This window comes from Streptomyces sp. NPDC087428, assembly GCF_044744085.1.
In the GTDB taxonomy this organism is placed as follows: Bacteria; Actinomycetota; Actinomycetes; order Streptomycetales; family Streptomycetaceae; genus Streptomyces.
The window spans coordinates 89,670-105,517 of sequence record NZ_JBIUXR010000014.1; the positions used below are offsets into that span (position 1 = coordinate 89,670).

Here is a 15,848-nt window from a genome sequence, read left to right on the forward strand (position 1 = left end):
AGAGAGCTCGCTTCAATATCGTGTACGGAATTGTGGTTGGATTCGCTTCATGGCGACCAAGACCGAACAGGCGTTCATGATCCTCAAGGAACGGATCATGAACGGCACTTATGGACCTGGGCACCGCCTGGTCATCGACCAGCTGGTGCGCGAGCACGGCATCAGCTCGGTGCCGTGGCGCGAGTCGCTGCGTCGGCTCGAGGCCGGGGGCTGGGTGGAGATCGTGCCCAACGTCGGTGCGCTGGTGGCGACGTTCGACACCGACGCGTGGCAGCGGGGCCTGCAGATCGTGGCGCGCCTCGGCGGTTACGCGACGGCGCTGTCGGCGCCCCACCTGAGCAAGGCCGACCTGACAGCAGCCCACACACTGGACCGGCAGATGAAGGAGGCGCTCGCCGACTTCGACCCGGCCCGCTTCGGCCGGCTCAACCGGGAGTTCCACCGGCTGCTCGCGTGCCGCTGCCCCGACCGCCGCCTCGTCGACATGGTCGACAACGAATGGGCCCGGCTCGAAATCGTCCGCAGGTCGGCCTTCTGGTACGCCCCCGGCCGCGCCCAGGCCGCCATCGCCGAGCACGAGGGCATCCTCCAGCTCATCGAGTCGGGCGCGTCGGCCGAGGCCATCGAGGCGGCCGCGAAGCAGCACGAAGTCAACACCATCGAGGCGGTCACGAAGTACGAGGCCGCCCTGCCCGACCAGCGGCTCTGAAGGGGGCACGGATCACTCGCCCCGCTCGCGCCACCGGGCGATGAGCACCTTGGCGTAGTCGTTGCCGTTGGGGTGCCGGAGCGTCGTGTGCACGTGGAACCGGGCGGGCAGCCTGTTGCTCAGCCAGACCCCGGCGTGGTCGTCGAACTCGGCGATCAGCACCGGGCTGTGCACCCGGAAGTAGAACGGCTGGGAGCCGTCCGTCGCGCCGTACCAGGAGAACCAGGTCTCGTCGACGTGCGCGTCGTACTCCGCCAGCGCGAGCTCGCGCTGTTCTTCGACCAGCAGGTGCAGGAAGTCGGCGACGACGCGGCGGAGCAGGCCGCGCTGCGCGTCGTCGAGCTCGTCCGCCACAACCCCCTCGTACGGGATCACACGGTTGTCACGGAACGCGCCCGCGACGTGCCGCTCGTCGGCGGGGTGCAGTCGCCCCTCCGGCATCGCCGGGTCGAGTACGGACTCGAAGACGACGGCTCGGGCGCGCTGAGCGGCTGTGAGGGAACCGGCCAGTTCCAGGGCGAGCCGCTCTCGCGTCCCGAAGAGCGGCTCCTGGACGCCGGCCTCGTCGTCCATGAGCGCGGGCTCGCCTCCGAGGAAGACTGGTGCGATGACGTGCCGGCCCCCCACGGAGACGAAGTTGAGGGCCACGTGGTGGCCGAAGAGCTGCCAGCCCCACGGCTCACCCCGCGCGCCCGTCGACGGGTCGCCGAAGACTGAGAACCAGTAGCTGTGCCGGTTCATGACCGTGGGCAGGCCGGTCAGCTCGCCGAGGTGGCCGTTGAGCTCCATCGCAGCCGAGACCTGCGCATAGCCGTCGGGGCTCAGCGACGCGCGGAGGATGTCGTGGATCGCCGAGGTCGTGTCGTCGGCGAGCACCTCCATCCTCAGTCCCACGCGGTAGACCATGAACTCGGGGTTGCTCCATGCCCGCCACTGCGGAGCGTCGATGTCGTGGCGCACCGCGTCCAGCTCACCGGGAGTGAGCATCCCGAGGAAGCGAACGGCCGCCTCCGAGGTCTCGCTCCCGGTGTCCGACCGCGCGGTGCCCGGCAGGGCGTAGAGCCCCTCGCGCACCGCGCCGTCGGAGGTGATCCCGACGAACGGCTCACGGTAGAGGCCGTCCCAGTGGACGAGGAGGTCGCGCAGGAAGGGTGCCTGGTAGCGGTCCTGGGCGAACTCCTCGTAGGTCATCCCGCGGACCTCGGTGAGCTTGGGGTCGTCGAGGCCGAGCAGGAAGGTGCGATAACTCTCGTCAGTGAGCTCGATCGCCTCCTCACGGCCCGTCGTGCGGGAGGTCGTGAAGAAGCCGTCGATGTCCTCGTCAGGTGTGGCGTTCATCGGTCTCGCTCTGCTCGGTGACGGTCAGATCGGGAGGTTGAACATCTTCTTCGCGTTGCCGTGGAACACGGCCTCGCGATCGGCGTCGCTGATGTCGAGCTCGTTCTTGACGAAGTCGACGCCCTGGCTCATCCAGGAGCGGAAGACGGGGAACGAGGAGCCGAACATGTAGTGGTCGGCGCCGTTGATCTTCAGTGCCGCCTCGACCTGGATCTTGCCCCAGGAGTGCGGGTGGGTGAGGTCGAAGAAGAGGTTGTTCTCGAGGTACTGCTTGATCTTGTCGCCACCGGTCGTCGACAGGCGCTGCATCGCCTCGCCGGCCTTGGGTGCGTGCGGGGTGAGCAGAGCCGTGGCCGCGAACCAGTTGCCGCCGAGCATCGTGTGGATGAACTTGAGGTCGGGGAACTCGTCGAACATGCCGCTGAAGAGCTCGCGCCCGACCGCGATGCCCTGGTCCATGATGCGGCCGTACTCACGGCGGAAGTTCTGGTAGTCGATGACCGACTTCCACTCCACCGGGAGCGGCGTGTGGTGGACGATGACCGGGACCTTCTTGTCGTTGAGCACCTTGAGATAGGGCTTGAAGGCCTCGTCGTCGAGGTAGAGCCGGCCGTAGTGGCAGGCGAGCTGGACGCCCACGGCGCCGTTGTCCAGGCAGCGCTCGAGCTCGTAGATGTTCTCCTTGCCGCCCCACGGCGGGACGCAGACGGTGGAGAAGAGACGCCCGTTCGACTCGGCGACGATCTTGGCGGCGTTGTCGTTGACCGCCTTGCAGGTCTCCAGGCCGAGCCACTCCTGCCAGACCGGGACTCGCATGATGCCGTAGTCGACGCCGGCGTCGTCCATCGCGTTCAGCTTCGCCTCGGTCGAGTAGTCGCCCTCGACGTAGTTGAGGTTGGGGTAGCCCTTCGGCTTCTCCAGGACCAGTTGCTTCTTGCCGTCCTCCATGGTGATGACGCCGGCGATCTCGCCGAAGCCGCGCGGAGCACTGTTGAGGAAGCCGTTGAGGATCTTCTCGTTGGTGAAGAGGTCCTCGGGCAGGTGGTGGATGTTGATGTCGACGACGGTCATGACGCTCCTTGCGGGCTGTGCTCGCGCAGCTTGGTGCGCGAGCTGTCGGTGTAGATGGTCCGGACGATGTCATGCGGTGTGAGCTCACCCGTGAGCTCACACCCGACGACACCGTCGCTGAAGACGAGTACGCGATCGCACAGCAGCGCGAGTTCGTTCTCGTCGGAGCTGGCGACGAGAACGGCGCGGCCCTCGCGAGCAGCCCCACGGACCGCCTCGACGATGGTCTTGCGCGCGCCCACGTCGACGGCCTGGGTGGGCTCGTGGAGCACCAGCAGTGCCGGGTCGGTCGCGAGCCACTTGGCCAGGAGCACCTTCTGCTGGTTGCCCCCGCTCATGTTCTCGAGCACCGCGTGCGGCCACGGGGGTCGCACGTCGAGACGCTCGATCCAGTCGGCCGCCAGCTGCTTCTCGGCTCCGCTCCGCAGCGGCCGCACCTTGCCGGAGGCACTCGCGGTGCAGGTCTGCGGGAACGAGATGTTCTCCGTCACGGTCATCCCGCCGACGAGACCGGCCGACTCACGGCCCTCCGGGACGAGTGCGATGCCGCTCCTGATCGCCGAGGCCGGCGACAGGCCCTTGAGCGCGACCTGCCCGGCGGGCAGGGTCACGGTGCCGCCTTTCGCCTTGCTGACGCCGCTGATCAGGTAAGGGACGTCGTCGTAGCCCGACCCGCCGAGGCCCGTGAGGCCGACGACCTCACCGGGCCGGATACGCAGGGACAGCTCGCGCACGGCACGTCCCGTGAGGCGGTCGACCACGACGGGGGCGGCGTCGGTCGCGGCGTCGGCCGCCGTGCGGTGCTCAAGGCCCTCGACCTCGCGCCCGAGCATGAGGTGAGCGAGGTCGGACTTCGTCATGCCCTCGACCTCCTTGCCGGCCACGACGATCTCGCCGTCGCGGAGCACGGTGACCCGGTCGGCGGCCTCCACGACCTCCTCCAGGCGGTGCGTGATGAGCAGGGCCGAGGTGCCGGTCGCGACGATGCGGTCGAGCAGGGCGTAGAACCGCTCGAGCGACTCACGGCCGAGGGCACGCGTCGACTCGTCGAAGATGATGACCCCACGGCCGTCCTCAAGGTCTTGCACGGCACGGGCGATCGCGACGACCGCCTTCTCGTCCTCATGCAGATCCGCGACCCTGGTGTCGAGCGGGACGCTGCCCGCGCCGAGTCGCTCGAAGACGGCCTGCGTCGCTGCGGCCTCGGCCTTCCAGTCGATCCGGCGAAGGAAGCGCGAGCCCTTGAACCGGCCGAGCCGGGTGTTCTCCAGCACGGTGGCGTCCGGCACCAGGCCGAGGTTCTGGTGCACGACCGCGACCCCCGCGGCACGGGACTCGTCGGGCCGGATCGGAAGCTGCAGGCCGACGCCGTCGACCGTGACACGGCTGCCTGCGTCGGGTCGGTAGAGGCCGGTGAGGATCTTGGCGAGGGTGGACTTGCCCGACCCGTTCTGTCCGATGAGGGCGTGGATCTCTCCAGGACGCACATCCATGGCGACGTCGCGCAGGACCATGGCGCTGCCGAAGGTCATCGTGACCCCCTCGACAGCGAGCCGGTGGGCCGGCGGGAGACCGGCCCGTCCCACCGGGGCCTGGTCATGGAGCCCGCTCACGCGATGCCCCACAGCTTCTTGAAGTCGTCGGTGAAGGTGGCCGGGCCGAACCACTCGCCGGAGAGCTCGGCCTCCTCGGTCAGCTTGACGTCGCCGATGTTGTCCTTGGTGAACAGACGGGTCGGGATGTCGTACTCCGGCACCGGCTTGCCGAGGATCAGGCGCAGCGCCGCGTCCGTGTCGACCCAGCCCTGGAAGGCCGCGGCCTGGGCGGTGACGGCCGCCAGCGAACCGGACTTGAGTGCCTTCATGCCGCCGAGGGAGGCGGAGCCGGTGACGACCTTGATGTCCGTACGCGACGTCTGCTGGACACCGCCCTGGGTCGGCTGCAGGTACTGCTCGAACTGCGCGTCGACGTAGGTGATGGTCGGGTCCTTGAGCAGCATGGCGCTGGTCGAGGAGGGGATGAGCGCGAAGTTGGAGGACGTGACCTTGTTGACCGTCAGCTTGCAGTCGGGGCAGCTCTTCTTCAGCGCGGCCGTGCCGTCGGCGACGTAGCTGGCGGGCGACAGGCCGTCGGAGCTCTGGTTGACCAGGGTGTTGGCCTTGCCCTTGGAGTCCGAGGCCACCCAGTCGAAGAGGCGGATCTGCTGCTCGCTCCCGGGGACCTGCACCCAGGTGAGCGTCTTGGAGGCCGGGTGGGACGGGTCGGGCACCTGGTTGCTGATGACGACCGGGATGCCGGCCTTCTGCGCGGCGTCGAGGCCGTTGGCCGCCAGCGCGTACGGGATGGCGTCCGTGATGATGGCCGCCGCCTTGGCGTCCGTCGCCTGGCTTATGCAGCCGCCGATGTCGGTCGGCGTTCCCTTGCCGTCGCAGACCTGGAGGCGGAGGCCCACGGTCTCGGCGGCGGCGGCGAGGGTCTTCTCGGTGGTGGTGAACTGCGGTGCCTGCTTGGTGATCGGGACGTAGAAGACCGTCTTTCCGGCGACGGAGTCGACGTTGTCGAGTTTCTCCGTCGGGACGGGGTAGGCGTCCAGCGGCTTCATCGCCGTGACCAGGTTGTCGCCGACTGCGGAGACCGAGCCGTCGGCGTCGGCGGACGCGGTGTCCTGCGTGTCACCGCCACAGGCGGCGAGGGGACCGGCGAGGAGGACGATGCCTGCGGCTGTGGCCCAGGTACGGGCGCGTCGCCGAGGGGTGGGACGTGCGGGTCTCATGGCGAACTCCATTGTTTGCTGAGAATGACGCGGTGACGCGGTACCGCTGATCGAGGAGAGCGACCGGCGGGTGATCAGCGCAAACGGCTGCGCAGCACGGTCGAGATGGTGACGGCGACGACGAGGACGCCGCCGTAGAAGACGCTCGTGACCCACGAGGTCGCGCCCAGGAGCTGGAGCCCGAGCACGCCGGTCGCCAGGAAGAAGACAGCGATGAGGGTGCCCATCGGATTGAACCGCCCCGGCTGCAGGATCGCCGTGCCGAGGAAGGTCGCCGCGAAGATCGGCAGCAGGTAGCTCTGCGACACGTTGGGGTCGAAGCCGCCGGTGGCCGCGGCGGAGAGCACCCCTCCCACGCCGGCGATGAGGCCCGCGGTCGTGAAGGCCCCGAGGCGGACCCGGGTCACGCGCACACCGGCGAGGCGGCTGACCTCACGGCTCTCACCGACGAAGCGCATGTTGCGGCCCAGCGGCGTGAAGTGCAGAACGTAGGCGAACCCGAGCATGAGCGCGAGCCCGTAGAAGAAGCTGATCGGAAGGCCGGCGACCGGCTGGAGCGCGATGTCCTTGAATTCGCCGGGGAGGCCGCTGACCGGCATCAGGTCGGAGACCCATAGCGCGATTCCGAGGAGGAAGGTGCCCATGCCGAGCGTCACCACGATGGTATTGACGCCGACCTTGACCACCAGCCAGCCGTTCACGGCGCCCACCGCGGTGGACAGGACGAGCGAGGCGAGGACCGCCGCACCCACACTCCACCCGTGGTTGACGTGGAGGGTCGTCAGCATGATGGCGGCGAGCCCGAAGTTGGAGGCGACCGACATGTCGACGAACTCACCGACGACGATCGTGCAGAGCAGGGCGGCGGTCAGAAAGACGAGCGCCGCCTGGTTCTGACTGCCGAAGATCACCTTGAGGCTGCCCGACGTCATGAATGTGTCGGGACGGAGGACCGAGAAGAGGACCGCGAGCGCGATCCAGACGCCGATGACGGCGAATCGGGAGGCGAACCAGGCCCCGCCGCTGCTGTGCTTCCCAGGGGCGGCCGAGGCGGAGGCCGGTGCGGGCGGCGACGTCACGGTGGTGGTCGGCCCGGCGGCCGTGGGCATCTCTGACATGGGATCGGGCGCTCCCTGACTGGTACGTGCGGGCTGTGGTGCCGAACACTTTCAGAATCGTGTACGAAACCATATACAGAATCGCCTGCAACACAAGGCCTGGTGCCACCCAAAATCGTGGTTGAAATCGTACACGATCTCACCTACGGTTTCGGATCACCGTGTGGCGCAGGCCATATCCCGTACTCGGAGAGGCAGGGAACCGTGTCCCAGACAGTCGGCCGTGACGTCGAGTACCAGCACGAGGGGACCCGCATGCTGGGTCTGGCCATGGCGCCTCGGGGCCGAGCGGCCGGCGACTCCCGCGCCGCCGCGGTCCTGCTCATCCACGACGCCTTCGGGATCAGCGAGGAGATGATCGGCAACGCGACGCGGCTCGCCGCGGCCGGGCATCCGGTGTTTCTGGCCGACGTATGGGGCGAGCGCGCCACGCCTGCCTCGGTCACCGAGATCGGGCCGCTGATCGGTGCCATGGCCCAGGACCGCGACCGATGGCTGGGCCGCGTCGCCGCCGCCCACGCGGCGCTCGACGCGCAGCCGGAGTTCACCGGCCGTCCGCTGGCCCTCCTCGGTTACTGCTTCGGCGGCTCCTCGGCCCTCGAGTACCTCCGCACCGGGGCAGTCGTCGCCGGCGTCGCCGCGGTGCATCCCGGGCTCGACCTGCTCGACCAGGACTGGAGCACTCCGGGATCGGGCTCCGTGCTGCTCATGATCGGCGCCGATGACCCGATGGCGCCGCCTCCCCTGCGGCACCGGCTCGAGGAACACCTGAGCTCGGCCGGGCTGGACCACCAGTTCCACCTCTACAGCGGCACCACCCACGCCTTCACCAGCCCGAAGGCCGCCGCCTCCCCCGAGCCCGAGGTGTTCGCCTACAACGCGCGCAGCGCCGCGCGTGCCTGGGCGGCCACCACCGGCTTCCTCGCCGAGCTCTCCGCTCCGGCCTCCTGACCGCCCACCCATCCCCCTCAAACGACGAGGACAACGACATGACCACCACCGACCTCGACATCGCGATCATCGGCGCCGGGCCGGCCGGCCTGCTCACCGCGCTCCGCATGCACCAGAAGGGCTTCCGTCCGGTCGTCTACGAAGTCGTGCCCGAGCTCAAGCCGCTCGGCGTCGGCGTCGACATCAAGACCGTCGGCACGGCCGAGCTCGACGACCTCGGCCTGCTGGAGGAGTTCCGTGCGATCTCCGTCGACGCCCAGGACTCGATCTTCTACAACCACTTCGGCCAGGAGATCTACGCCGAGAAGTGCGGCGTACACATGGGCTACCGGCACGAGCAGCGCTTCGTGCACCGCGGCACCCTCCAGATGCTGCTCCACAAGGTCGTGCTCGAGCGGCTGGGCGCGGACACGATCCGCCTCGGCACCGATGTCACCGGCTACTCGCAGGACGAGACCGGCGTGACGCTCCACCTCCTGCACGCCGACGGCCGAACGGAGCAGGTGCGCCATGCGGCGGTCATCGCCGCCGACGGCATCAAGTCCGCCATCCGCAAGCAGATGTTCCCCGAGCTCTCCGAGCCGCACTTCTCCGGCATCACCATGTGGCGCGGCACCACGGTCATGGAGCCCTTCCGCAACGGCCACACGATCCTGCACATCGGCGACCCCAACACCGCCTCGATGATCGTGTACCCCATCGCCGACGACTTCGAGGGCACCGGCAGAACCCTGGTCAACTGGGTCGCCGAGACCAACGGTGAGGAGACCGTCGAGGACTGGAACCAGGTCGGCGACATCAGCGAGGTCATCCCGCTCTTCGACACCGTCGAGCTGCCCTTCCTCGACGTCCGGCGGATGATTCGCGAGGCCCGCGAGGTCTACCTCTTCCCCCTGATCCGCCACGACCCGCTCGACAACTGGGTCGACGGCCGGGTCGTCCTGCTCGGCGACGCCGCCCACGCGATGTACCCCCGCGGCGGCAACGGCATCACCCAGGCGATGCTCGACGCCCGCGTCATCGTGGAAAAGCTCGCCGAGACCCCGGACGACCCGCGCGCGGCCTTCGTCGCGTACGACGCGGCCCGCCGCGAGGGCGTGAACCGGATCGTGATGAACATGCGTGGCGAGGGCTACGAGGTCATCCGCCGCATGGTCGCCGAGCGCACCGGAGGCACTCGCTTCGAGGACGTCGAGGAGGTTCTCCCGCTCGCGGAGGCCGACGAGATCTTCAGCAAGTACCACGCGCTGGTCGGTTCGCCTCGTCCCGGCTTCGAGGCCGGCGAGGCGACGGGCTACCGCACCAACGACCGCGACGAGTACGGAGCCAAGGCATGACCGTCACCCCGGTGGTCCTCGCCGACAGGGCCACGCGCGCAGCGATCCTCCATGTGGAGGAGCGCCGTCAGCGGGCGCTGCTGGAGGTCGACCTCGACACGCTGCGCGACCTGTACGACGACTCGCTGATCCACACCCACGCGCCCGGCCTGACCCACACGAAGGCCCAGCTCCTGGAGCACATCGCCACCCGAGCGCCCTACAAAGGGGCCTCCCGAGGCGATCTGACCATCCGGGTGATCGGCGGTGTCGCGATCATGACGGGCCGTCTGATCAACCGCCTCGGCAGTCCGGACGGCTCCGAGCGCACGGTCGCCGGCCAGGTGATCCAGGTGCTGCGGCACTGCGAGGACGGCGCCTGGCGCTTCGTGAGCTTCCAGATGACCCCGGACGGCGAGCACGTCTGGGCCCCCACCGCCGAGGAGAAGGCCGGCCTCGACAAGATCGCTCAGGAGGAGCAGCAGTGAAGATCGCACGCTTCCACACCGCAGAGGGGCCGACGCGGCTGGGCCGTGTCGACGGTGACCGGGTCATCGACATCTCCGACGTCGTCGGGGACACGTCGCTGCGGTCGATCCTGCCCCTGCTGCCCTCGCTGAAGCACGAGATCCTCGCGGCCGGCAGCCTTTCGCACGCGCTGGCCGACGTGGTCCTCGAGGCCCCGATCGACAACCCGCAGAAGTACCTCGGCATCGGCATGAACTACAAGGAGCACGCCGAGGAGGCGCGCGCCGCGGGCATCCCCGTACCGGAGAACCAGATGTGGTTCAACAAGCAGGTCTCCTGCGTCGTCGGCCCCTACGACGGCATCGTGAAGCCCAACCTCTCCGAAGCCCTCGACTACGAGATCGAGCTCGGCGTGGTGATCGGCCGGCGCTGCAAGCACGTGTCCGTCGAGGACGCACGCTCCGTCATCGCCGGATACCTCGTCACCAACGACGTGTCGGTCCGCGACTGGCTGCAGAAGAAGTCACCGACGTTCACGCTCGGCAAGTCGTTCGACACCCACGGCCCGATCGGCCCGTGGCTGACCACCGACGACGAGATCGCCGACCCGCACGACCTGCGGATGACCCTCAGCGTCAACGGCGAGGTCCGCCAGGACTGGCCGACGAACGACATGGTCCACGACATCTACGAGCAGATCGCCTATCTCTCGCAGGTCTTCACCCTCATGCCCGGTGACATCCTCGCCACCGGCACGCCCGCGGGCATCGGCGCGACGCAGGGCAAGTTCCTCAAGGTCGGCGATGTCGTCCGTGCGGAGATCCAGGGCCTCGGCCACATCGAGAACCGCGTCATCGCCGAGAGCTGAGCGGCCATGAACACCCGCACCAGCATCGGCCTCCCCGGGTTCAGCCACGCCAACCCGATCCCGGCCGCCAGCCGGATCGGCCCGTTCGTCGCGACCGGCGCGATCACCGGCCGCGACCCGGTGACCGGCGAGATGGCCTCCGATACAGACCGGCAGTTCGCACACGTCTTCGCCCACGTCCGCACCCTGATGGCCCAGCTCGGCGGCACGACGGACGACATCCTCAAGATGACGTTCCACCTCGCCGACCCCAACGACCGCGAAGCACTCAACCGGGAATGGCTGGCGATGTTCCCCGACCCGGCCAACCGCCCCGCCCGGCAGGCGATCGCGGCTCAGCTCGACCGCGGCGCCGTCGTCCACTGCGACCTGTTCGCAGTGCTCAGCGACTGAGGAAGGAACCATGAAGCACCTACCCGACCCCGACGGCTCCTCGCCCGGCCCCCTGACCTACGAAGCACCCGTCACCATCAAGCGGATGCTCTTCGCCACCTGGGCGCTGCTCGACTCGCTCCGCCCCGACCTCAAGGCCGCGGCGATCGTGCCCGACATGGACGCTCCGGGCCGTCTCGACTGGGACTTCATCCCCAAGCCCGACCGAGCCGGCATCCCGATGCACTCGCTCGACCGGCACCAGAAGGTCATCGCGCACTCGCTGCTCAAGGCCGGCCTCAGCATGCGCGGCTACAGTCAGGCGCTTTCCGTGATGGCCACGGAGAACATGCTGCGCGAACTCGAGGTGATCGAGCGCGGCTTCGGCGTCCTCGCCGGCAACTTCCGCGACCCCGAGGGCTACTGGTTCAGCTTCTGGGGGCGGCCCGGCTTCGAGGACACGTGGGGCTGGCGGGTCATCGGTCACCATCTCTCCCTCAACTACACGGTCGTCGGGCAGCGCTACCTCACCGTCACGCCGCTCGCGATGGGCGCGCAGCCCGTCGGCGCAGGCGTGCTGGACGCGCTCGGTGAGAACGAGCGCCGGGCTCTGACGATCCTGCATTCGCTGTCCCCCGACGCACAGGAACAGGCCGTCATCCACGATGTCGCGCCTGCCGACTTCGTCACCCGTCAGGTGCCCCGCGTCGGCGCCGAGGAATGGCCCGACTGGGTCGACCTCGGGATCGTCGGCTACGAGACGACCGACGAGGACCGCGAGCGCCTGCGCTTCGTGAAGGCCGACCCGTCGGGCATCAGCGGCCCCGACCTGACCGGCGGTCAGCTCGATGCCGTACGCGACCTTCTCCTCTACTACGTGGAGACCGGTCCCGACGAGCTGTCCCGGCAGTACCGCGAGCAGGTTCTCGCGGCCGATCCGTGCGACATCCGATTCGCCTGGGCAGGCGGACGCGAGGCGAACACCGCCCACTACTACCGGATCTCCACGCGTGACCTGCTCGTCGAAGCCGACAACGCGGTCGCCGCGGGCCAGCATGTCCACGCGATCTGGCGTGACCTCAACAACGACCTCGGTCACGACCTGCTGCTCGACCACTACGCGCGGCACGGCCCGGACGGCCGGCACCTGCGGCGCCGCCTGGTGTCGAACCGGCCGACCGAGGACGCCCCACTCGAAACCGGAGGGTGGTACGTCCCGGAGGTCTACGTGAAGCACTGACCGAGCCGTGAAGCACGTCGATCGCCGGGCCGCCGGTCAGGGGCCGCCCGGCGATCAGGCAGCCGAACGCGCTGAAGCGCCGCTTCACCCCGCCGTGCGCCCCCGACCGGCGCCGCCGCCGTACCCACCGGGCCGGCGCCGCCGCCGCCGTACCCACCCGGCCGGCGCGGGAGAAGCGTGCCCGACGGATGCGACGAACGGCCCGGACGTCCCCGCTCCCGCACCGCGCCCCGGATTCGTCACCTCGCCGAGCGTGGCCACGCTCCCCGGGGCCCTCGCCGCCCCGCGGCTCCTCCGACGCAGTACACCGGGCTGTCGAGGCCGGCTCTCCACGGCAGCACGCGGACGCGGCGCGAGACGCGCCAGAGTGCGCGGCCGCTCGCGCCGTTACCCGGATGCCCGGCGGCAACGGTGTGCCGGGTCATGCAGCGGCTGCGGCCGCTCCTGGCCATCAAGCCCGCCACCCGTCCGGCCGACGCGGCCGAACGGCTGTGGCCCGTGGGCAGAAACCTCATCCCGGTCCGCGACCGGAAGACCGGCGCCTCGTCACACACCTACCGGTGCTCGGCGAACGTGCAGGTCATCTTCGACACGGACACGGAACTCGTGGTTGCCGCGGGCCGGCCCGTTCCCGGCGACACTGCGGAAGCACGGGCATGGCGGGACTCCGGTCCGGCCGTCCGGCGTGAAGGCGCACCGACGGATGCGGGCCGGCGTCGAGCACGCCTTGCCCGCATGAAGCGTTACAGACCCTCGGCGGCTGCTGCCGGCGGCGCGGCACCGGCCTCCATCACGCGGTCCAGGCCCTCGCTCACATGCACAGCGTCGCCCTCGTCGCGTGATCAGGGCCGCCGCACAACGCGGCCCTGCCCTGCCTGCCCGGACACAGCCCTCTGCACCACGCCTCAGACCGGGGCCCCGGTCTGCGCCCCGCCCGGCTCGAGGGCCTGGAGGCGTTCATGGAGGGCCGCCAGCGCCTCCGTGGCCTGCTCGATCGCCGCCTGGTGATCCGCGCTGATTCCCTCCAGGGCCTCCCGGATCGGCTCGGCCCAGCTGTCCGCGATCGCCTCGTGCTCCGAACGCCCGAGTTCGGTTGGCCTGACCAGCGTGATCCGACGGTCCTTGGGACTGGTCTCCTTGACCACGAAGCCGCGACCGGCCAGAACCCGGATCGCCGCGCTCACGTTGGGCTGGCGCAGTCCCAGCGCCTGCGCCAGCTCGCCGACGGTGGATCCCGGCGCGTCGATGACCTGCTTGAGCAGTACCAGTTCGGTAGTCGGGATCGGACCGACGCCCGCGCGCTCGGGCGACCGTCGGTGGACGGTCCACCCGAGCTCGCGCAGGACGTCGGCCAGCTCACGCTGGTGAGAGGTAGGGCTCATCCCGCTCATCGTAACGAACCGCCGCACCCGGCAGCACAGCTCAGAGCGGCTGGGCCATGACCTCGAGGACGTGATCGGTGGCGGCGATATTGTCGAAGTCCGGCTTGCGCCCCATCTCCCACTCCGCGATGTCGAGCGAGGTGTCGACGACGAGCTTGCAGCGCTCGAAGCGGCGGTCGGTGTACTCCGCGAAGGCCGCCTCGAGGTCGTCGTGCTCGGCGAGGCAGTCGGCGAGCACGACGCCGTCCTCGATCGCCTGGGCAGCTCCCTGTCCGAGGTGCGGCGTGATCGCGTGGACGGCGTCGCCCAACAGGACGATGCGGCCCTTGTGCCACGGGGCGTCCACGATCAGGGACTCCTCCGGCCGCAGCACGATGTCGCAGTCGTCGGTGATGAACTCGTCGCGGATGCGGCCCATGAAGCCACCGAACGGCGCGAGGTACGCGCGCAGCTTCTCGGCACTGTCCATGCCCGAGTCAGGCGACTGCTTCTCCATGTGGGCGTTGTAGAAAAGGTAGGCCAGGTCCTTGCCGATCGGCACGAGACCGGCCATGCCCTCGGGGCCGGCCTGCAGGATGATGCTGTCGATTTCGGGCAGGAGCGGGATGTTGACGCGGTAGGCCGACTGGCCGATGTAGTAAGGCGCGACTTCGCCCTCGACGACGTAGCCGCGGGTCTTGGAGTAGACGCCGTCGGCACCGACGACGATGTCGAAGCGACCGGTGGATCCGTCGGTGAAGCTGACGTCGACACCGGCACCGTCGTCCTTGAGTTCCGCGAAGGTCGTCGCGTAACAGATGGTCACGCCCGCCTCGACGGCATGAGAGGTCAGGATCTCGTGCAGCTTCGGACGGGTGAGACCGTTCATCGGAGGCAGGTCGACACCGGGGACGGGCGTGCCCGGCATCTCCTTGATGAAGGTGCCGTCGGTCGAGTGGAGACCGCCCCAGCGCTTGGCCGGGTAGCCGGCCGCGATGCAGTCCTGGGCGCAGCCGATCATGTCGAGCGCCCGCAGAGCGTTCATCGGCTGGATGATACCGACGCCGTGGACAGACGAGTGGACGTCGGAGTGGAGCTCGACGACCGTCGTGTCGTAGCCCTTCTGCTGGACGGCGATGGCTGTCGCGAGACCACCAATACCTCCACCGACAATCAGGATCGAACCTCGGCTCATAGCAATTCCCTTCGGCTCTGCGGTGTTGCCCTGCGATCAGGTGCTGCTGTGGCGCGCGCCACAGGAAAGATACGAAGACATATATATTTTCGTCAATGGTTTTGACGCGGCAGGTTTCGAATCCCTCCCCGGGCTCCTCGCGCGGGCCGGGCGAAGCGGGGCTACCCGTCCGGCCCGACCTCGTCCGTGGCAGATGCCGCGATCCCGCATCCATGAGTTGCCTGACCTACCCGATCCCGCAGAGACCCGGCAGGTCGACCAGCAGAAGATCATCCCGGCGAGCCGCTGCGTCAACGAGATCGGGAGAGAAGCCAGGGAGGGAGGACAGGGCCGGCGTGGCGCCCGTCGTGTGGTGGCCCTGGCTGGGGAGCGGACTTCGGATGTACTACAGGCGTTGCAGATCGCCGGTTCCGCGGCGAGCAGCGGTGGCCTTGGCCCCGCCTCCAACGGATGAGATACGGCGTTGCGTTGACGCTCCACGGCCGCACCGACCTTCGCGGGCGTCGAGCACCTTCGGCGATCGCGGTGAGGACGTCGTAGTGCAGCGTGTGCCGAGTGATACGCGGTTCCTCACGCAGCAGGCACTCGGTCTCCGCGCATGACTCGACAGCGCCCAGCGGTGAGACCAGTGGCCACAACGTGAGCAGGCAACCGGTGGGCCCGGACGACCCGCTGTCCGGGGACAAGCAGGGCGGCCTGAAGGCCACGGGGCCCGACGCCACCGGTATCGACCGGCGAATCCGGTACGACGGCAGCCGTATCCCGCCGTTCACCGTAATGACGTCGATGACCTACCAGCCCTGGCCCCGCAGAAAGAGGCCGGCACGACATGCCCGTCGCCCAGAAGTTCCGGGAAGCCGCGGTACGCCACCTGAACGAGGACGGATACCCGCACGACGCCACGGGCCCGCGTCGCGACGAGAACCGGGTCCTCGACGCCCTCGCTCCGATGGCACCGGTCCCGGACCCCCGCGGCCGGGGGTCTCGATGACCCGGCTCAGAACCCGGAGCGCGAGGCGTCCCTCACGTATCCCTTCGTCGCCCAGCCGCCGGAGCAGATCGCGAGGC

At 69.0% G+C, this 15,848-nt stretch carries 15 protein-coding genes; 8 read left to right on the plus strand and 7 right to left on the minus strand.

The window, feature by feature from the left end; genetic code table 11:
• The first annotated feature begins 49 nt into the window (after positions 1 to 49).
• Positions 50 to 709 carry a GntR family transcriptional regulator gene (locus ACIO3R_RS28415; RefSeq protein ID WP_385353700.1) on the plus strand — a complete coding sequence of 220 codons (660 nt, stop codon included), beginning with the start codon at positions 50 to 52 and terminating at the stop codon, positions 707 to 709.
• 12 nt (positions 710 to 721) lie between these two features.
• On the opposite strand, the gene ACIO3R_RS28420 is transcribed toward ACIO3R_RS28415, so the two are convergent.
• The 5 genes from ACIO3R_RS28420 to ACIO3R_RS28440 form a co-directional block, all read right to left on the minus strand.
• The gene (locus tag ACIO3R_RS28420) at positions 722 to 2,047 is read right to left on the minus strand and encodes a DUF3500 domain-containing protein (protein ID WP_402109787.1); all 1,326 of its coding nucleotides are present in this window, start codon (positions 2,045 to 2,047) and stop codon (positions 722 to 724) included.
• 24 nt (positions 2,048 to 2,071) lie between these two features.
• A complete protein-coding gene (locus ACIO3R_RS28425) occupies positions 2,072 to 3,118 on the minus strand; it encodes an amidohydrolase family protein (RefSeq protein ID WP_385028391.1) in 1,047 nt (348 codons plus the stop codon).
• Positions 3,115 to 4,731, minus strand: a complete 1,617-nt coding sequence (locus ACIO3R_RS28430; RefSeq protein WP_402109790.1) for a sugar ABC transporter ATP-binding protein — start codon at positions 4,729 to 4,731, stop codon at positions 3,115 to 3,117. Before ACIO3R_RS28430 ends, ACIO3R_RS28425 begins: the two co-directional genes overlap by 4 nt.
• On the minus strand, positions 4,728 to 5,891 hold the full coding sequence (locus ACIO3R_RS28435; protein ID WP_385028397.1) for a sugar ABC transporter substrate-binding protein: 1,164 nt from the start codon (positions 5,889 to 5,891) through the stop codon (positions 4,728 to 4,730). The genes ACIO3R_RS28430 and ACIO3R_RS28435 overlap by 4 nt, the downstream gene beginning before the upstream one ends.
• Positions 5,892 to 5,965: 74 nt before the next feature.
• A complete protein-coding gene (locus ACIO3R_RS28440; protein WP_402109794.1) occupies positions 5,966 to 7,009 on the minus strand; it encodes an ABC transporter permease in 1,044 nt (347 codons plus the stop codon).
• 204 nt (positions 7,010 to 7,213) lie between these two features.
• Here ACIO3R_RS28440 and ACIO3R_RS28445 point away from each other — a divergent pair, with 204 nt between their 5' ends.
• Genes ACIO3R_RS28445 through ACIO3R_RS28470 form a run of 6 tightly spaced genes read left to right on the plus strand, consistent with a single transcriptional unit; the run spans position 7,214 to position 12,224 of the window.
• Entirely contained in the window at positions 7,214 to 7,960 is a 747-nt protein-coding gene (locus tag ACIO3R_RS28445) for a dienelactone hydrolase family protein (protein WP_402109796.1), read from the plus strand.
• Between the two features lie 38 nt (positions 7,961 to 7,998).
• Entirely contained in the window at positions 7,999 to 9,297 is a 1,299-nt protein-coding gene (locus ACIO3R_RS28450) for an FAD-dependent monooxygenase (RefSeq protein ID WP_402109798.1), read from the plus strand.
• Positions 9,294 to 9,764 (plus strand): nuclear transport factor 2 family protein, encoded by a 471-nt coding sequence (locus tag ACIO3R_RS28455; RefSeq protein WP_385028409.1) that lies wholly within the window; start codon positions 9,294 to 9,296, stop codon positions 9,762 to 9,764. Before ACIO3R_RS28450 ends, ACIO3R_RS28455 begins: the two co-directional genes overlap by 4 nt.
• Entirely contained in the window at positions 9,761 to 10,612 is an 852-nt protein-coding gene (locus tag ACIO3R_RS28460; RefSeq protein ID WP_402109800.1) for a fumarylacetoacetate hydrolase family protein, read from the plus strand. The genes ACIO3R_RS28455 and ACIO3R_RS28460 overlap by 4 nt, the downstream gene beginning before the upstream one ends.
• Positions 10,613 to 10,618: 6 nt before the next feature.
• Positions 10,619 to 11,005 (plus strand): RidA family protein, encoded by a 387-nt coding sequence (locus tag ACIO3R_RS28465; protein WP_402109803.1) that lies wholly within the window; start codon positions 10,619 to 10,621, stop codon positions 11,003 to 11,005.
• A gap of 10 nt (positions 11,006 to 11,015) precedes the next feature.
• Entirely contained in the window at positions 11,016 to 12,224 is a 1,209-nt protein-coding gene (locus ACIO3R_RS28470) for a DUF3500 domain-containing protein (RefSeq protein WP_385028418.1), read from the plus strand.
• 905 nt (positions 12,225 to 13,129) lie between these two features.
• On the opposite strand, the gene ACIO3R_RS28475 is transcribed toward ACIO3R_RS28470, so the two are convergent.
• Complete coding sequence (locus ACIO3R_RS28475; RefSeq protein ID WP_385028421.1) at positions 13,130 to 13,606, minus strand: MarR family winged helix-turn-helix transcriptional regulator; 477 nt, start codon at positions 13,604 to 13,606, stop codon at positions 13,130 to 13,132.
• Positions 13,607 to 13,646: 40 nt separating this feature from the next.
• On the minus strand, positions 13,647 to 14,780 hold the full coding sequence (locus ACIO3R_RS28480) for an FAD-dependent monooxygenase (protein WP_385028424.1): 1,134 nt from the start codon (positions 14,778 to 14,780) through the stop codon (positions 13,647 to 13,649).
• 829 nt (positions 14,781 to 15,609) lie between these two features.
• Here ACIO3R_RS28480 and ACIO3R_RS28485 point away from each other — a divergent pair.
• On the plus strand, positions 15,610 to 15,771 hold the full coding sequence (locus tag ACIO3R_RS28485) for a hypothetical protein (protein WP_402109808.1): 162 nt from the start codon (positions 15,610 to 15,612) through the stop codon (positions 15,769 to 15,771).
• The last annotated feature ends 77 nt before the right edge of the window (positions 15,772 to 15,848 follow it).